This window comes from Methylobacterium sp. A49B (assembly GCF_053346215.1).
The window spans coordinates 124337-140804 of sequence record NZ_JBKFBO010000112.1 but is presented as its reverse complement, the minus strand read 5'-3'; the positions used below and the strand labels follow the sequence as shown (position 1 = coordinate 140804).

Annotated in this window: 20 protein-coding genes; 14 read left to right on the top strand and 6 right to left on the bottom strand. The window is 74.3% G+C overall.

Translation table 11 applies throughout. The features are described 5' to 3' along the window. Positions 1 to 136 precede the first annotated feature (136 nt). Positions 137 to 631 (top strand): HK97 family phage prohead protease, encoded by a 495-nt coding sequence (locus ACLBX9_RS19675; RefSeq protein ID WP_447720123.1) that lies wholly within the window; start codon positions 137 to 139, stop codon positions 629 to 631. A 47-nt stretch (positions 632 to 678) separates the two neighbouring features. After that, a complete protein-coding gene (locus ACLBX9_RS19670; protein ID WP_447720187.1) occupies positions 679 to 1965 on the top strand; it encodes a phage major capsid protein in 1287 nt (428 codons plus the stop codon). Positions 1966 to 2273: 308 nt separating this feature from the next. Here ACLBX9_RS19670 and dps read toward each other — a convergent pair whose 3' ends face one another. The 3 genes from dps to ACLBX9_RS19655 all read right to left on the bottom strand — a co-directional run bounded on the left by dps (position 2274) and on the right by ACLBX9_RS19655 (position 4749). Further along, a complete protein-coding gene (gene dps / locus ACLBX9_RS19665; RefSeq protein WP_010684536.1) occupies positions 2274 to 2819 on the bottom strand; it encodes a DNA starvation/stationary phase protection protein Dps in 546 nt (181 codons plus the stop codon). 136 nt (positions 2820 to 2955) lie between these two features. Next, complete coding sequence (locus ACLBX9_RS19660) at positions 2956 to 3861, bottom strand: S1 family peptidase (protein ID WP_010684537.1); 906 nt, start codon at positions 3859 to 3861, stop codon at positions 2956 to 2958. A 114-nt stretch (positions 3862 to 3975) separates the two neighbouring features. Continuing rightward, positions 3976 to 4749: a S1 family peptidase gene (locus ACLBX9_RS19655; protein WP_447720122.1), complete on the bottom strand. Its 774-nt coding sequence runs from the start codon at positions 4747 to 4749 to the stop codon at positions 3976 to 3978. A gap of 27 nt (positions 4750 to 4776) precedes the next feature. Between ACLBX9_RS19655 and ACLBX9_RS19650 the strand changes: the two genes are divergently transcribed. The 7 genes from ACLBX9_RS19650 to ACLBX9_RS19620 are packed head-to-tail and all read left to right on the top strand — an operon-like array spanning position 4777 to position 7706. Then, positions 4777 to 5343, top strand: a complete 567-nt coding sequence (locus tag ACLBX9_RS19650; protein ID WP_447720121.1) for a head-tail connector protein — start codon at positions 4777 to 4779, stop codon at positions 5341 to 5343. 23 nt (positions 5344 to 5366) lie between these two features. Then, positions 5367 to 5720 (top strand): head-tail adaptor protein, encoded by a 354-nt coding sequence (locus tag ACLBX9_RS19645; RefSeq protein ID WP_447720120.1) that lies wholly within the window; start codon positions 5367 to 5369, stop codon positions 5718 to 5720. Then, positions 5717 to 6133, top strand: a complete 417-nt coding sequence (locus tag ACLBX9_RS19640) for a DUF3168 domain-containing protein (protein WP_447720119.1) — start codon at positions 5717 to 5719, stop codon at positions 6131 to 6133. Before ACLBX9_RS19645 ends, ACLBX9_RS19640 begins: the two co-directional genes overlap by 4 nt. Before the next feature lie 11 nt (positions 6134 to 6144). Further along, positions 6145 to 6555 (top strand): phage major tail protein, TP901-1 family, encoded by a 411-nt coding sequence (locus ACLBX9_RS19635; protein WP_010684542.1) that lies wholly within the window; start codon positions 6145 to 6147, stop codon positions 6553 to 6555. Positions 6556 to 6571: 16 nt separating this feature from the next. Continuing rightward, positions 6572 to 6904, top strand: coding sequence for a gene transfer agent family protein (locus ACLBX9_RS19630; RefSeq protein WP_447720118.1), 333 nt, complete (start codon positions 6572 to 6574; stop codon positions 6902 to 6904). Then, on the top strand, positions 6880 to 7125 hold the full coding sequence (locus ACLBX9_RS19625; protein ID WP_447720186.1) for a rcc01693 family protein: 246 nt from the start codon (positions 6880 to 6882) through the stop codon (positions 7123 to 7125). Before ACLBX9_RS19630 ends, ACLBX9_RS19625 begins: the two co-directional genes overlap by 25 nt. Positions 7126 to 7133: 8 nt before the next feature. Then, positions 7134 to 7706, top strand: coding sequence for a phage tail tape measure protein (locus ACLBX9_RS19620; protein ID WP_447720117.1), 573 nt, complete (start codon positions 7134 to 7136; stop codon positions 7704 to 7706). A gap of 25 nt (positions 7707 to 7731) precedes the next feature. Here the strand turns inward: ACLBX9_RS19620 and ACLBX9_RS19615 are convergent, their stop codons facing one another. Continuing rightward, on the bottom strand, positions 7732 to 8643 hold the full coding sequence (locus ACLBX9_RS19615) for a TauD/TfdA dioxygenase family protein (RefSeq protein ID WP_447720116.1): 912 nt from the start codon (positions 8641 to 8643) through the stop codon (positions 7732 to 7734). Between the two features lie 251 nt (positions 8644 to 8894). Here ACLBX9_RS19615 and ACLBX9_RS19610 point away from each other — a divergent pair, with 251 nt between their 5' ends. Genes ACLBX9_RS19610 through ACLBX9_RS19600 form a run of 3 tightly spaced genes read left to right on the top strand, consistent with a single transcriptional unit; the run spans position 8895 to position 10949 of the window. After that, positions 8895 to 9536, top strand: a complete 642-nt coding sequence (locus ACLBX9_RS19610) for a phage distal tail protein, Rcc01695 family (RefSeq protein ID WP_447720115.1) — start codon at positions 8895 to 8897, stop codon at positions 9534 to 9536. 10 nt (positions 9537 to 9546) lie between these two features. After that, positions 9547 to 10422: a DUF2163 domain-containing protein gene (locus tag ACLBX9_RS19605; protein WP_447720114.1), complete on the top strand. Its 876-nt coding sequence runs from the start codon at positions 9547 to 9549 to the stop codon at positions 10420 to 10422. Beyond that, a complete protein-coding gene (locus ACLBX9_RS19600; protein ID WP_447720113.1) occupies positions 10419 to 10949 on the top strand; it encodes an NlpC/P60 family protein in 531 nt (176 codons plus the stop codon). Before ACLBX9_RS19605 ends, ACLBX9_RS19600 begins: the two co-directional genes overlap by 4 nt. Here ACLBX9_RS19600 and ACLBX9_RS19595 read toward each other — a convergent pair. Both ACLBX9_RS19595 and ACLBX9_RS19590 read right to left on the bottom strand, forming a co-directional pair. Beyond that, complete coding sequence (locus tag ACLBX9_RS19595) at positions 10883 to 11164, bottom strand: addiction module antidote protein (protein ID WP_447720112.1); 282 nt, start codon at positions 11162 to 11164, stop codon at positions 10883 to 10885. The two genes, ACLBX9_RS19600 and ACLBX9_RS19595, sit on opposite strands and share 67 nt — an antisense overlap. Further along, positions 11164 to 11466, bottom strand: a complete 303-nt coding sequence (locus ACLBX9_RS19590) for a type II toxin-antitoxin system RelE/ParE family toxin (protein ID WP_447720111.1) — start codon at positions 11464 to 11466, stop codon at positions 11164 to 11166. The genes ACLBX9_RS19595 and ACLBX9_RS19590 overlap by 1 nt, the downstream gene beginning before the upstream one ends. Before the next feature lie 79 nt (positions 11467 to 11545). Here ACLBX9_RS19590 and ACLBX9_RS19585 point away from each other — a divergent pair, with 79 nt between their 5' ends. Together ACLBX9_RS19585 and ACLBX9_RS19580 are read left to right on the top strand one after the other, a co-directional pair. Continuing rightward, the gene (locus ACLBX9_RS19585; RefSeq protein WP_447720110.1) at positions 11546 to 15439 is read left to right on the top strand and encodes a baseplate multidomain protein megatron; all 3894 of its coding nucleotides are present in this window, start codon (positions 11546 to 11548) and stop codon (positions 15437 to 15439) included. A 17-nt stretch (positions 15440 to 15456) separates the two neighbouring features. Next, entirely contained in the window at positions 15457 to 16437 is a 981-nt protein-coding gene (locus ACLBX9_RS19580; RefSeq protein ID WP_447720109.1) for a DUF2793 domain-containing protein, read from the top strand. The last annotated feature ends 31 nt before the right edge of the window (positions 16438 to 16468 follow it).

Genomic DNA, 16468 nt, shown 5'->3' with positions numbered 1-16468 from the left:
ACCGCCAGACTTCCCGACCGGAGGCGCCCTCGAACCCGATGTGTCAGGCCTTTCGGCTTTGCGCGAGTGAGCGGCGCGCCGCTGACCCGCTCCGGACCGCCCCGATCGAGAACGCCCGCAATCCGAGGATCCCGCCATGGACGGCCATTTCAGCGGCTACGCCAGCGTCTTCGGCGTGCCCGATCTCGGCCGCGATGTGGTGGTGGCGGGCGCCTTCGCGGCGAGCCTCGCCCGGCGCGGCGCCGCCGGGGTGCGGCTGCTGTTCCAGCACGATCCGGCCGAGCCCATCGGCCGCTGGCTCTCCCTGCGCGAGGATGCCCGAGGCCTGTTTGCCGAGGGGCAGCTCAACCTCGCGGTGCAGCGCGCCCGGGAAGTCGACGCCCTGATGCGCGGCGGCGGCCTCGACGGCCTGTCGATCGGCTTCAGGACCTTGCTCGCGCGCAAGGGCGGCGGCGGCGAGCGCCGGCTCCATCAGGTCGACCTCTGGGAGATCTCCCTGGTGACCTTCCCGCTGCAGCAGGCGGCCCGGGCGAGTCCGGAGCCCGCCGTGCTTCCGCTCGCCGACGCCATCCGCGGACTCGCCCGGCGGATCGCGCCGGTCCGCCCGCCGAGATCGGCCGGGCGGCCCTGATGTCCCACCCCCGACGACGAGGTCCCCCGATGGATGCCAGCACCCCGATGGCCCGCACCGCCTTCGAGACCAAGAGCAGCCTGCCCGACACACGGCCCGACCTGGAGAACAAGGCGTCCGGGCCAGAGGGCGGCACGGTCCGCTCCGCCCTCGACGAGCTCGCCACAGCCTTCGCGGCCTTCAAGGAGACGAACGACGCCCGCCTCGGCCGGATCGAGGGCCGGCTCGGCACCGACGCGCTCACCGAGGAGAAGCTCGCCCGCATCGACGCGGCGCTCGACGCCGCCCGCACCCGCCTCGACCGGATCACTTTGGAGCGGGCGCGGCCGCCGCTGGGCCAGGCGGGCACCCGGGAGGACGCGGCCGCGCACGAGCACAAGGCGGCCTTCGACCTCTACGTGCGGGCGGGCGAGAGTGCCGGGCTCAAGCGCCTGGAGGCCAAGGCCCTGTCGGCCGGCTCCGGTCCGGATGGCGGCTACCTCGTCCCCGACACGATCGAGCGGACCGTGCTGGCGCGCCTCGGACAGATCTCGCCGATCCGGTCCATCGCCAGCGTGCAGCAGATCTCCGGCGCGCAGTACAAGCGCGCGGTCTCGGTGGGCGCGCCGGTCACCGGCTGGGCGGCCGAGACCGCGCCGCGCCCGGAGACCACCGCGCCGGCCCTGTCGGAGATCGCGCTCCCCGCGATGGAGCTCTACGCGATGCCGGCCGCCACGCAGACGCTGCTGGACGACGCCGCGGTGGACCTCGACGCGTGGCTCTCGGCCGAGGTGGAGACCGCCTTCGCCGAGCAGGAGGGCGTCGCCTTCGTGTCCGGCAACGGCGCGAGCCGCCCGCGGGGCTTCCTCACCTACGACACGGTCGCCAACGCCGCCTGGGTGCCGGGCAAGCTCGGCGTCGTGGCCACCGGGACGGCCGGCGCCTTCCCGTCGGCCAATCCGGGGGACGTGCTGTTCGACCTGATCTACGGCCTGCGGGCGGCCTACCGGCAGAATGCCGGCTTCGTGATGAACCGGCGCACCCAGAGCGCGATCCGGAAGTTCAAGGACGCGGAGGGCAACTACCTCTGGCAGCCGCCGCTCGCCGCCGACCGGTCCGCCACGCTGGTCGGCTTCCCTGTGACGGAGGCCGAGGCGATGCCCGATCCCGGCAAGGACAGCCTGTCGGTGGCCTTCGGCGACTTCCGGCGCGGCTACGTGGTGGTGGACCGCACCGGGATGCGCGTCCTGCGGGATCCGTACTCGGCCAAGCCCTACGTGCTGTTCTACACCACCAAGCGCGTCGGCGGCGGCGTGCAGGACTTCGACGCCATCAAGCTCTTGAAGTTCAGCTGAGGCGCGGGGTTCGCGGCGGGCGCACGTCGCCCTGCCTTCGCGCTCGAACGGGCAGACGGCGTGCGCCCCTATGCCGTTCCGTCATTCCTGGGCCGCGAAGCGGAGCCCGGAACCCGGACACGCCGACGTGCCGGGGGCGTGCAAGGACCGGGGTTCCGGATTCCGGGCTCGCCTGCGGCGCCCCGGAATGACGATGCGGATCGTGACCGAGAGGGCGGAGCCGCGGACCTGTGAAATCCGTCGGCTCCGTAGAGGTGCCGGTTCCGGACCACGCCGGTATCCGGCGCGATCTGTCCGGGTGCTGAGCCTCAGCGCCCGGAATTGCCGTCGCGCAGCGTCCCGGTGGGCTCCTGCACGTGCGCCTCGAGGAACCAGAGGTGCTTGTCGACCGCCCGGGAGATCTCGGTGAACAGGTCCGCCGTGTCGGGATCGCCCGCCTCGTCGGTCTCGTCGATGTTCTGCCGCACGGCGTTGGCGTAGGCGGCGTAGCTGTCGATCAGCGCGGCGATGTGGTCGGCGATGGCGTAGATGCCGGTCGGGTAGGCCGGGAGCTTGGTGCGCTCCGCCACCGCCTGGGTCGAGCCGAACGCCGTGGCGCCGAGCTGCACCGCGCGCTCGGCGACGCTGTCGTTGAACTCGTCGAGTTCGGTGCGGAACCCGTCGAGCATCTCGTGGACGCCGATGAATTGCGGGCCCTTGAGGTTCCAGTGCGCCTGCTTGATCGCCAGGGCGAGGTCGATGCCGTCCGCCAAGCGCGCGTTGAGCGCCTCGATCGAGACCTTCTTGGCGTTCGAGTCGGTGTTGTTCCGGGTCTTGTGCGCCCGGGGGGTGTTGCTGGTGCCGGTGTCGGCCATGCTCTCGCTCCGTGAGCCGGAAAGGTTCGGATGCGAAAGTGCCGATGCGGGCCGAGGTTCCCGCGGGCGCGGGGGATAAGCGGGCGGCGAAGCGTCCCGCGCTCCCCGCAGGCCGAAGCCCGGATCCGCCGCCGCGCTAGCGGCGGGCCGGGCGGGCCATCCAGTCGGAGCGGCTGCGATGCGGCGCCGCGCCCGCCTGCACCTGGGACAGTTCCGCCGAGCGCGCCGAGATCCAGCCGGCGTGCTCGGCCACCGGCGTCACGGCGGTGAAGCCGCCGCAGGCGGTCCGGCGGACACCCTGCTGCAGGGCGCCGCTCGACCAGCTCACCACGCCGACGATCCGGTAGCCGCCGGGACCGCCCGCCAGGATCGGGCCGCCGGAATCGCCCAGGCACGCCCCGGCCCCCGCGGTCTCGGCCATGCGCCGCCGGTCGGTCACCACGGTGACCCGATTGGCGACCTGCAGCGATCCGATCGAGACGAGATGCGCCAGCCGGAGGACCCGCGCCGAGCCGCGCCGGTTCTCGGCCACCACGCCGAATCCCGCGATGTCGACCGACGCACCGGTGTCGATCGCGGCGGCACCGCGCGGGTCGAGGGGCGCGTAATCCGAGCCCAGGGGACGCTCGAGCTTGAGCAGCGCGAGGTCGACGCCGGGCTGATCCTCCGGCGTGGTGCCGGGCACGAAGTCCGGGTGCATGCTCGCGGCGATCACCGGGGTCCGGTGCTGGCGGAAGCTCCGGTCGACGCTGATCACCGTGTAGCCGGCCGGGCGCATCACGCAGTGGGCCGCGCTGAGCACGAGGTCGGGCGCGATCAGCGTGCCGGAGCAGATCTCGCCCTCCGTGCTCTCGATGCGGACCACGAAGCTGCGCGCCCCGTTCGGGTCGCGGGTGGTCGTGCCGTTGATCACCGCCTGGGCCGGGGCCGGCAGTAACCCGGTCAGGACGCCGAGCAGCGCCGCACCGAGGAGACCGCTCCCGAGGCTTCCGCGCAGGAGGCGCTCGCGGAGACCGGCCTTGCGGATCGGGCGAGGGGACATCGGGCACTCCGGGGGCGCCGTCGGCGCGGGTGGGGGCGCCGGGGGCGAGGATGCGGCGCGGTTTGAGCCTAGAGCAAGGCAATAGCCCGGCCAAGGTGAGGTTCCCTGCGGATCCTACGCGATCCAGTGAGCGCTCCGACCCCAATCCGCGAGGATCCGGTCGATCCAGCCGCGCTGGGGCCCGACCAGGACACCCTGGGTGAGGCCGCCGCAGGCGCCCCCGACCCAGGCGGCCAGCGCCAGGACGGCCCCGTCCGGCCCGGCGACCGGGCCACCGGAATCCCCCTGGCAGGCGCCGCCGGCGCCGCCCTTCAGCCAGACCAGGATGCGGCTCGGCCCGTAGGGCTCGATCACCGGCAGGCCGATGCTGCGGTAGGTGCCGGTGGAGCGCGGGTCGCCCGGCCTGGCGGCGCCGTAGCCCGACACCGTCAGGCTCTCGCCGGCCAGCGGGGTCGCGGCGCTCAGGGTCACGGGGACGAAGCGCGGCGGCAGCGGCGTCGCGGTGCGCAGGAGCGCGAGGTCGATGGAGCGCCGCCGGCCCGTCGCGGCGCCCGCGTCGTAGCCGGGATGCACTGCGCGCGCCGCCACCTCCACGAGGACCGGCTCCCCGGCGGCGTCGCGGAAATGGACGCGGTGCTCCCGGGCGTCGGCGGCGCAGTGGCCGGCGGTGAGCACCGTGTCGGGGGCGAGGACGACCCCGGTGCAGACGCCGCCCTTCGACGACAGGACCATCACGGCGCCGCCGGCCGGCGCCTCCGCGCCTCCGACGATCGCCCGGGCCGGCGGGCTCGCGAGCGCCAGGGCGGCTGTCAGGGCGGCTGTCAGGGCGGCTGTCTGAGCTGCCGCCGCCACGGCGCAGGCCGCCGGGCGGCGCTTCGAGACCAGCATCGGAACACCTTGGTTGAGGGACGCGCGATGATCCCGTTACGCATCGATGCCGCCGCCGTCGAGCCGGTGAGCGTGGCCGACCTGCGCGGCTACCTGCGCCTCGATTCCGACGCCGGGGATGCGGAAGAGGGGCTGCTCCAGGCGCTGATCACCGCCGCCCGCGCCAGCCTGGAGGTCGAGACCCGCCGGATCCTGGTTCCGGGCCGCTACCGGATCGCACGCGCCGCCTGGCCGCCGGACGGGCAGATCCCCCTGCCGCTGAGCCCGCTGGTGGCGGTCCTGCGCGCTGGCTTCGCGGAGGCCGGCGGCGCCCTCACCACCCTGGCGGACGGTCTCGTGCGGCTCGGTCCGGACCCGGTCGAGGCGCCGGGCCTGCGGGTCGATCCGTCCGTGCCGGATCCCGGTGACCGAATGATCCTGATCGAGGTCGCGGCGGGCTACGGCGGCGACGGTCCGCCGCTTCCGGCGCCCCTGCGCCTCGCGATCCTCCGGCTCGCCGCCGCCCGCTACGAGCATCGCGGCGACGAGCCGGACGGCGCGGCCGCCGACACGGCCGCGGATTTGGCCGCGCCCTTCCGCCGGATGCGGCTGTGACGTTCGCCCGCGGAGCCAGCCCGATGCCGATCCAATTCCAACGCCCGCCGCTCGGGGCGCGCCGCCGCCGCTTCGTCCTCGAACGGCCCGTGGAGGAGCCCGACGGGTTCGGCGGGGTCCTGCGGCGCTACGTGGCAGGCCCGGTCCTGTGGGGGGCGCTTGCCCCGGCCGGCATCCTCGACCGCTTGGCCGGCGGCCGGACCGACACGCTGCCCGCCTACCGCATCACCCTGCGAGGCCGGGCCGCGCTCGATCCGACGATGCGCCTCGCCGCCGGCCCCCGGCGGTTCGCGATCCGCGCCGTCGCCGAGCCGGACGCGCGGGGCCGCGACCTGATCTGCCACGTAGAGGAACTGCCGCGGGAGAACCGGTCGTGACCGATCCGAGCCCGCTCCTGGCGCTCCGTGCCGGCCTGATCGCCCGCTTCTCGACCGACGCCGCCCTGGCATCCCTGCTGGGCGGCCGGGTCCGGCTCTACGACGAGCCGCCCCGGGGTTCGGTCCCGGTCTACGCCCTGTTCGGCGACGCCGAGATCCAGGACGATTCCGTCGACGGCGCCGAGCGCCACCGTCACGGCCACGAGATCGCGGTGATCGCCAAGCCCGGCTCGGTCCGAACCGCCCTCGACGCGGCGGAGCGTATGGCGGCGCTGCTCGCGGACGACGCGATGCCGCTCGCCGGCTGCCGGCTCGTCACCCTGCGGGTGAAGACGATCCGCGCCCGTCGCGACGCCCGGACCGGCGAGGCCCGGGCGAGCCTGACACTCGAGGCCGTCACCGAGAACCTGTGAGGAGGACGTCGATGGGCGCGCAGAAGGGCAAGGATCTGCTGCTCCGGGCCGGGGACGGCGCGGGCGGCTTCGTGGCGGTGGCGGGCCTGCGCACACGCCAGATCACGCTCAACGCCGAGACCGTGGACGTCACCAACGCCGATTCCGCCGGCCGGTGGCGGGAGCTTCTCGCCGGGGCCGGCGTGCGCCGGGCCGCGATCGCGGGCTCCGGCGTGTTCCGCGATCAGGCCTCGGACGCGCGCCTGCGGCTGATCTTCTTCGAGGGGGCGATCGAGACGTTCCAGGTGGTGGTGCCGGCCTTCGGGATCCTGGAGGGCCCGTTCCAGATCGCGAGCCTCGAATACCGGGGCGATCATGCCGGGGAGGTCACGTTCGACATCAGCCTCGATTCCGCCGGCGCGCTCGCCTTCGCGGCGGCCTGACCCTGAGGTAAGTCCCATGGCCAACCGGATCCGCGGCGAGGTGCCGCTCGTCCTCGGCGGGCGGCGCTACACCCTCTGCCTGACCCTCGGGGCCCTCGCCGAGCTGGAGGGCGCAGTCCAGGCCGGAGACCTCGCGGGCCTCGCCGAACGCTTCGCGGGCGGCCGCGTCTCGGCGCGCGACCTGATCGCCCTGCTGGGCGTCGCGCTGCGCGGCGGCGGCCACGACATCGACGACGCGGCGGTGGCCCGGCTGCCCCTCGCGGGCGGCCTCGACGCCCTGTCGGAGGCCCTCGGCGCGGTTCTCGCGGCGGCCTTCGGGGAGGCATCGACACCCGCAAACCCTCCCTAGAGCCGGGGCCGGACGCCGCGCATCCGGCCCCGGCTCGACATCCCTTCCCGTGGGACGACGCCCTGGCCCTCGGCCTCGGGGCGCTGCGCTGGAGCCCCGCGGCGTTCTGGGCGGCGACGCCGCGCGAGTTCGCCGCGGCACTCGGCCGATGCGCCGGGCCGGAGCCCATGACCCGCGAAGCCTTCGAGCGGCTGCTCGCCGCCTATCCCGACCCCACCTGAGGCGCCCCATGGCCGAGACCGAACCCGACACCCAGGACGCCGCGCGGATCACGCAGCTCGAGACCCTCGACCGGCTGGCGCAGAATTTCGGCCGCAGCCTCGACGCGGCCCTGACCCGGGGCGCCGCCTCGGGCCGCAGCCTGGACGGGGTGCTCGGCACGATCGGCGCCCGCCTCGCCGGCGCCGCGGCCCGGGCGGCGGCCGGGCCGATCCAGTCCGGGGTGAGCGGCCTCGTCAACGGCCTGCTGGGGGCCGGCGCCGAGGCCGGCTTCGCCCGCGGCGGCGTGTTCCGGGGCGGGCGGGTGCAGCCCTTCGCGGCGGGCGGGGTGGTGGCCGCGCCGACCTATTTCCCGATGGCGAGCGGTACCGGGCTGATGGGCGAGGCCGGCCCCGAGGCGATCCTGCCCCTGACCCGGGGGCCGCATGGCCGCCTCGGCGTCGCCTCCGGCGGGGCACTGGCCCGGCCGGTCTCGGTGACCGTACACATCGCGACGCCCGACCCGGGCGCCTTCCGCCGGTCGGAGGCGCAGGTGACCGCGAGCCTCGCCCGCGCGGTGGCGCGGGGTCAGCGGGCGACGTGACGGATCGCCCCGCGCGTCCGCGCCCTCACGCGGCCTTGCGCGTCTCCGTCTCCCGCGCGTGGCTGCGGCGGCCGTCGACGCTCACCGGAGCCACGCCCTGGATCGTCACGCGGCGGACCACCCGGGGGGCGTCGCCGTAATCGTCCACGGCCCGGTGGACCGTGGCGCGGTTGTCCCAGATCGCCACGTCGCCGGTCCGCCACGACCAGCGCACGGTGTTCTCGGGCCGCGTGGCGTGATCGTGGAAGATCGCCAGCAGGTGCTGCGAATCCGCCGTGGTGAGCCCGAGGATCCGCTGGATGAAGTGCCCGACGATCAGCGAGCGTTCGCCGGTCTCCGGGTGCACGTGGACCAGCGGGTGCTCGGTCTCGTAGACGGTCCGGGTGAACACCTCCTCGTGGCGTCGCCGCCCGGCCTCCGAGACGTTCACGCGCCCGCCCACGTAGTCGTAGACGTTGGAATGCAGCGCCCAGAGCCGGTCGGCGAGGTCGCGCAGGGGTTCCGGCAGGTCCGCGTAGGCCGCCGCCGTGTTGGCCCAGAGTGTGTCGCCGCCGTAGGGCGGCAGCGTCACGGCGCGCAGGATCGAGATCGCCGGGTAGGCCGGCACGAAGGTCACGTCGGTGTGCCAGGAACTGGCCCGCTCGCCCCGGCTGCCGTCGATGTCGAGGATGCCCGCCGTCCCCGCGAGCGAGGGCACCGTCGGGTGCGGGACGAGGTCGCCGAGCAGGCGGCCGAACGCCTCCTGGCCCGCCTCGTCGAGGGTCTGGTCGCGGAAGAACACCACCTTGTGGGTGGTGAGCGCCTCCCGGATCGCCGCGACGGTCCCGGCATCGAGATCGCCCGCGAGGGCGACGCCGCGGATCTCCGCGCCGATCCGGCCGGCGACGCGGCGGATGTCGAGGGCGGGGGCGTGAAGGGGTTGTGGAATGGCGCTCATCGGACGATTCCTCTGGCAGATTGGCGGCGCGACGCGCAGATCACGCGCGATAGATTAAGAGATGCGGACCGAAAGGACTTCTGATTTCGTCCGGATCATCTCGTCGATATTCGATCGGGTGACGTCGTTTGTCGATGAACGACGTTTTTGATTTTTCGGCTCTTTCCGGAAGACTTTTTTCAGGCGCTGCGATCCGGCAGCGATGACCTCCCCCGACGCGGCAACGGGGCGACGAACCGGAGGCTTCCGCCATGGCCGACGACTTCCACGAGGTGCTCTTTCCCCTCGACGTCTCGCTGCGCGCCGGCGGCGGGCCGCAGCGGCTCACCGAGATCGTGACCCTGGGCTCCGGCCGTGAGCACCGGAATGGCCGCTGGGCCGATTCCCGCCGCCGCTACGATGCCGGCTTCGGCCTGCGCGGTCTCGACGCGCTCCACGCCGTGCTGGCCTTCTTCGAGGAGCGGCGCGGGCGGCTCTACGGCTTCCGCTTCCGCGACCGGGTCGACGGGCGCTCCGGGCCTCCCGGCCGCCCCATCGGCCCCCTCGACCAGCCCCTCGGCACCGGCGACGGCGCCACGGCGGTCTTCCCGCTGGTCAAGACCTACGGCAGCGGCTTCGCGCCCTACCGCCGCCGGATCGCCAAACCGGTGGCGGGCTCCGTCCGGGTGGCGGTCGGCGGCCGGGAGGTCGGGCCCGAGGCTTTCGGGTGCGACCCGGCGACCGGCCTCGTCGCCTTCGCGGCCGGCCACGTGCCGGCCGCGGGCGCCGCCGTGACGGCGGGCTTCGCCTTCGACGTGCCGGTCCGCTTCGACACCGACGACCTCACCGTCGATCTCGCGGCCTTCACGGCGGGCGAGATCCCGAAGGTGCCCCTCGTCGAGATCGTGCCGTGAGGAGGGGATCATGCGCGACATCCCGGAGGCCTTCGCGGCCCATCTGGCGGGGGGCGTGACCACCCTGTGCCGCTGCTGGTCCCTGCGGCGGCGGGACGGGCTCGCCCTCGGCTTCACCGACCACGACCGCGACCTGATGGTCGCCGGGCTTGTCCACGAGGCCCGGACCGGCCTGGAAGCCGCCGAGGCCCGCGCGGAACTCGGCTTCGCGGTCTCGGGCGGCGACGTGGCGGGGGCGCTGAGCAGCTTCGGCCTGACCGAGGCCGATATCGCCGGCGGCCTCTACGACGGTGCTTCGGTGGAGACCTGGCTGGTCGACTGGACCAATCCCGGGACGCGGCTGCTCCTCGACCTCGCCACGATCGGCGAGGTCCGCCGCGAGGGCGACGCGTTCGTGGCGGAGCTGCGCGGCCTCACCCACCGCCTCGACGCCGAGCGCGGCCGCAGCTACCGCGCCACCTGCGGCGCCGATCTCGGGGATGCGCGCTGCCGGGTCGACCTCGCGGCCTGGCGGACCACCGGCCGCGTGACCGCGACCCCGGAGCCCGCGACGCTCTCGGCGGAGCTGGCCGGCGCCTTCGCCGACGGCCTGTTTACCGGCGGCCGGCTCACCTGGACGGAGGGCGCCAATGCCGGGCACGCGGCCGATGTGCGGCTCCAGCTCGGCGCCCTGATCGAGCTGTGGACCGTGCCGCCCCGGCCGATCACCCCCGGTGACGGCTTCAGCCTCACGGCCGGCTGCGACAAGCGCCTCGCGACCTGCCGGGACCGGTTCGCCAACACGGTCAACTTCCAGGGCTTCCCGCACATGCCCGGCAACGACGCGGTGGCGCGGGCGGTGCCGGGCTCGGACCACACCCTCGATGGCGGGAGCCTGTTCCGATGAGCGCAATGCGGCGGGAGATCGGCGCGGCGGCGCTCGGCGAGGCCCGGCTGTGGCTGGGGACGCCGTACCGGCATCAGGCCTCGTTGCGCGGGATCGGCTGCGACTGTCTCGGGCTGCTGCGCGGGGTGTGGCGCGGGCTCTACGGGGCCGAGCCCGAGGTGCCGCCGCCCTATTCCGCCGCCTGGGCGGAGTCCGCTGCTCCCGGCACCGACCCGCTCACAGAGGCAGCATCCCGCCACCTCGTGCCGGTGCCCGGCCGGCTGGCCGCTGCGGCGCCCCGGGGCGGCGACGTGCTGCTCTTCGCCTTCCGCCGCCACCTGCCGGCCCGCCACTGCGCCATCGCCACCGGCGACGGCGCCATGGTCCACGCCCATGACGGCGCCGTCGTCACCGAGGTGGCGCTCACCGGATGGTGGCGGCGGCACCTGACGGGGGTGTTCCGGTTTCCGGAGATCGGCCTTTACGAAGCCGGTGACACAGTCAGCTTGACGCCGAGCACATCCATCACCTTGCGAACGGTTTCGTAGCGGAGCTTCGAGCCGGGCGTGAGAGCCTTGTAGAGGCTTTCCCGTCCGACGCCAGCTTCCCGGGCGATCTGCGACATGCCGCGGGCTTTGGCGACATCGCCCAGAGCCGCGATGAAAAGCTCCGGATCGGGATCGTCGATGGCCGCGGCCAAGTATTCGGCGATTGCCGCCTCGCTGTCGAGGAATTCAGAGGCATCGAAGGGTGTGAAGCGCATCAGACGGTCCCGTCGAGGTTCGCGGCCATCCTTTTGGCCCTCTGAATGTCCCGCGTCTGGCTGGCTTTATCGCCGCCGCACAGGAGCAAGGACGTCACTTCGCCTTGCCGCACATAGTAGACGCGATATCCCGGTCCGTAGGGGATCCGCATCTCGCACACGCCCGAACCGACGGGTTTGACGTCCCCGACGTTGTCGAAGCCTGCGGTACGGATCCGTGCCGCGATACGCGCTTTCGTGCGGTGATCCTTCAGGCCCGCGGGCCACGTCCGGAAGGTGTCGGACAGCAGGATCGTCGTCACGGACGAACCGTATCCGACCGGATACGGTTCCGCAACGCTCTCGTATGAACCACGTGCTCATCGAGCCCGGAGTCCCGCCATGGCCACGCTGATCCTGTCCTCGGCCGGCGCTGCGGTGGGCACCGCGCTCGGCGGCCCGATCGGGGCTGTGGTCGGGCGGGTGCTCGGCTCGGTCGCGGGCTCGGCGCTCGGCGGCGCCCTGTCGGGCTCCGAGCGCGCGCGCTTCGTCGAGGGCCCGCGCCTCGCGGATGTGGCCGGGCTCACCTCCACGGAGGGCGATCCCATCCCCCGGGTCTACGGCCGGGCCCGCATCGGCGGGACCCTGATCTGGGCGACTCGCCCGCTGGAGGTCGCGAACACGACGGTGCAGCGCGCCGCCATGCCCGCCAAGGCCCTGGGCGGCCAGAAGACCGTCACGACCCGCTACGCCTATTACGCCAACCTCGCGGTCGGGCTCTGCGAGGGCGAGGTCGCCTTCGTCCGGCGAATCTGGGCGGACGGTAGGGAGATCGATCAGGTCGGCCTCACGATCCGGGTCCATACGGGCGGCCCCGCGCAGGAGCCCGACCCGCTGATCGTCGCCAAGGAGGGGTCCGCGAACGCGCCGGCCTATCGCGGTCTCGCCTACGTGGTGTTCGAGAATCTGCCGCTTGCCGATTTCGGCAACCGCGTGCCGCAATTCGCCTTCGAGGTGATCCGTCCGGTCAACGGCCTGTTCGGCCGCGTCCGCGCCGTCGACCTGATCCCGGGGGCCGGGGAGTTCGCCCTCGATCCGGACCGCGTCACCGTCGATCTCGGCCTCGGCCGGACCGAGGCGGCCAACCGCCACCAGCTCCAGCGCACCACCGACGTGATCGCGTCCCTCGACGCCCTCCAGGCCCTGTGCCCGAACCTGCGCCGGGTCGCCGTGGTGGCGACGTGGTTCGGCACCGACCTGCGCGCCGGCTCCTGCCGGGTCGTGCCCAAGGTCGAGACCGGCCGGAAGCGTGCGCTGCCCGAGGACTGGTCCGTGGCGGGGATCGCCCGCCCTGCGGCCGAGGTGGTCTCGACCCTGCCGGACGGCACCCCGGCCTATGGCGGAACGCCCGCGGATGCCGGGCTGACCCGGCTGGTGGCCGAATTGGCGCGCCGCGGCCTGGAGGTGCTGCTCTATCCGTTCGTGATGATGGACGTGGCGAGCGGCAACGGCCTGCCCGATCCCCGCACCCCGGGGGCGTCCCAGCCGCCCTATCCCTGGCGCGGGCACATCACCTGCGATCCGGCGCCGGGGCTCCCGGGCAGCCCGGACGGGACGGCCGCCGCGGACGCCCAGGTGGAGGCGTTCTTCGCCGGCGGCTACCGCGCCGAGGTGCTGCACTACGCCGACATGGCGGCGCGATGGGCTGCCACCGGCGTACGGCTCGCGGGCTTCGTCATCGGCAGCGAGTTCGTCGGCCTCACCCGGGTGCGGGGCGCCGCCGGCTACCCGGCCGTGCAGGCGCTCCGGGGGCTTGCGGCCGCATTGCGCGAGCGCCTCGGGCCCGGCGTCCCCCTCGTCTACGGCGCCGACTGGACCGAGTACGGCGCCCATGTCCGCGACGGCGGCGCCACGGTGCGGTTCCCCCTCGACGACCTCTTCGCCGATCCCGCCATCGCGGCGGTCGGGATCGACTGGTATCCGCCGGTCTCCGACTGGCGCGACGCGCCGGAGCACGCCGACCTCGCGGCTTCCGGCGACATCAACGACCGGGGCTATCTCCGGGCCCGCGGCGGCTCCGGCGAGGCCTTCGACTGGTACTACGCCGACGCGGCGGCGCGCGCTGCCCAGGACCGCCGCCCGATCACCGACGGCGCCCACGGCAAGCCGTGGATCTACCGGCCGAAGGATCTCGCTTCGTGGTGGGCGAACCCGCATGTCGAGCGCGACAACGGCGTCGAGACCCACACCACCGCCTGGGTGCCCAAGGGGAAGCCGGTCTGGTTCACCGAGGTCGGCGTGCCGGCGGTGGACAAGGGCACCAACGGCCCCAACGTCTTCCCGGACCCAAAGACCCCCGAGGGCGCCTATCCGCCGGGATCCCGCGGCCTGCGCGACGAGCTGATCCAGCTCCGCGGGCTCGAGGCCACGCTCGCCCGGTTCGACCCGGCCGATCCCGGCTTCCGCGAGGCCGACAACCCGGTCTCGCCGGTCTATGGCGGCCGGATGGTCGATCCGGACGGGATCTTCGTCTGGGCCTGGGACGCGCGGCCGTTCCCGGCCTTCCCGACGGTGCGGCGCGTCTGGGCCGACACCGCCAACTGGCGCATCGGCCACTGGATCACGGGTCGGATCGAAGGCTGCGACCTCGACCTGCTGGTTTTGAAGATCCTCGAAGAGTTCGGTTTCGACGCCGCCGTCTCGGTGGAGGCCGCCGCCTACCTCGACGGCTACGTCATCGACCGGCCGCTCACGGCCCGCGGCGCCCTGGAGACCCTGGCGCAGGTCTACGGCCTCGACGTCTCCGCGGTGGCCGGCCGCCTGCACCTGCGCGGACCCCGCCGCGACCGGCCCCTGGTGCTCGCCGAGGCGGATCTCGTCCGTCTCTCGGAGGAGAAGCCGGTCCTCGCGCAAGTCCGCGCCGAGGAGAGCGCCCTGCCGCGATCCGTGGAACTCGGCATCACCGAGGCCGAGAGCCCGGAATACCGGCGGGCTACGTCGGCGGCCGTGCGGCCGGCCGGGGCGCGCCGCCGCGAGACCCGGATCGATGCGGCGATCGTCACGCGGCGCGAGACCGGCGACGGGCTGGCCGAGGCGATCCTCGACCGGGCCATCGCGGCCCGCGACAGCGCGACGTTCACCCTCAGCCCGCGCCGGGTCGAGCTGGAGCCCGGCGACCTCCTGGCGCTCCCCGCCGACGTGCCGGGCGGCGCGGTGCTGCGCAAGATCGACCGGATCGACGACGCGCCCACCGGCCGCCGGATCGAGGCGAGCGGCGTGCCGCCGCGGGGAGGGCCGGGGCGGCTCCTCGCCCGGAGCCCGGCCCAGCCGGAGGCAGCCGCCCCGGTCTTCCCGGGGCCGCCGCTCGCGCTCGCCCTCGACCTGCCGGCGGATCGCGGTTCCCCGACCATCCTGCAATGGTGCGCGGTGGCGGCCGAGCCGTGGCCGGGCGCGGCCGCGATCTGGCGCGCGGAGGCGGCGGGCGCGTTCAGCCTGCACGGCCACGTCGATTACCCCGCCTGCCTCGGGAAGACGCTGTCGCCGCTCCCCGCCGGGCCGCTGTGGCGGATCCAGCGCGGCATCCACCTCGACGTCACCCTGCGCCGGGGCGGGGCGCTCGCCGCCATCGGCGAGGCCGCGATGCTGGCGGGCGGCAACCTCTTCGCTCTGATCGGGCCGGACGGCGCCGTCGAGCTGCTCGGGGCGGCGCAGGCCGCGCTGATCGAGCCCGACACCTACCGGCTGTCCGGCTTGCTGCGCGGGCTCGCGGGCAGCGAGGCGGCGGCGGGACGCGCCGCGCCGGCCGGCAGCCTGCTCGTGCGCCTCGACGATGGCGCGGTTGTGCCCCTGGTCGACCGCCTGGATGAGGCCGGGCGCGGCTTCCGCTACCGGATCGGGCCGTCGGACCGGGACCCCGGCGATCCCGCCATCACGGAGCTTTCCGCCACCGCAGGCCTCGACGCGCTGCGGCCCCTACGCCCCGTCCACCTGCGGGCGCGCCGGGTCGCGGAGGGCGTGCGGATCTCCTGGATCCGGCGGGCGCGGCGCGACGGCGATGCCTGGGAGCCCGCCGAGATCCCGCTGGATGAAGCCGAGGCCTACGCCGTCACGCTGTTCTCGGCCTCCGGCGCCGCCATGCGCACGCTCCGGGCCGCGGCCCAGCAGGTCGTCTACGCCGACGAGGCGGCGGATTTCGGCGGCCCGCAGCGGAGCCTCGACGTGGCCGTGGCACAGGTCGGCGCCGTCGCCGGGCCCGGACCCGCCTGCCGCGGCCGCATCCTTGTCCGCTCGGCTTGAACCCCCGGAGGTGCCTCTTGTCCGATGTCACGCCCCATCTCGGCCTGCCGCTGATCGCGGCGAGCCAGGCCCAGAAGCACGTCACCCACAACGAGGCGCTCGGCCTCCTCGACGCCCTGGTCCAGCTCGCCTGCCTGGACAAGGATCTGACCGCGCCGCCCCCGAGCCCCGCCGAGGGCGACCGCTACCTCGTGGCCGCGGCCGATCCCGGGGGCGCCTGGGCCGGTCTCGGCGGGCAGGTGGTGCGCTACGCCGACGGCGTCTGGTCCGGCTCGGCGCCGCGGGCCGGCTGGTTCGCCTACCTGATCGACGAGGCCGACCTCTACGTCTTCGACGGCGCGGCCTGGACGAGCTTCCGCCGGAGCCTCGCGGCGATCGAGCGCGTGAGCCGCCTCGGCATCAACACGGGTGCGGATTCCGACAACCGCCTCGCCGTCAAATCGGACGCGGCGCTGCTCACCTGGGACGACGCCACGCCGGGCTCCGGGGACATGCGGGTGTCCATCAACAAGAAGTCCGCCGCACGGGACGCGGCCCTGGTCCTCGAGACCGGCTACGCCGCCCGGGCGCTGCTCGGCCTCCTCGGCAGCGACGATTTCAGCCTCAAGGTCTCGGCGGACGGCGCCGCCTACGCCACGGCGCTCACCGCCTCGGCGAACACCGGCGGGATCGACTTCGCCTCGTCCGAGACCGCGCTGGCCTCCGGGGCGACCACCGATCTCGGCGGCACCGGCACGCGGCGCGTGCTCGTCACCGGGACGGCGACGATCACGAGCTTCGGCGCGGTGCCCGACCGGGAGCGGCTCGTGCGCTTCGCCGCGGGCGCGCGGCTGGTCCACGACGCGGGCAAGCTCGCGCTGCCGACCCGGGCCGACATCGTCACGGCGGCCGACGACACCTGCCTCGCCCTCTCGGACGCGGCGGGCCGCTGGCGCGTGTGGCACTACCAGCGGGCCGACGGCACGCCGCTGGCGGCCGGGGTGCGGGCGGCTGCTTGAACGTGCCGCGCCATCTCGTTCTTCGATGAAC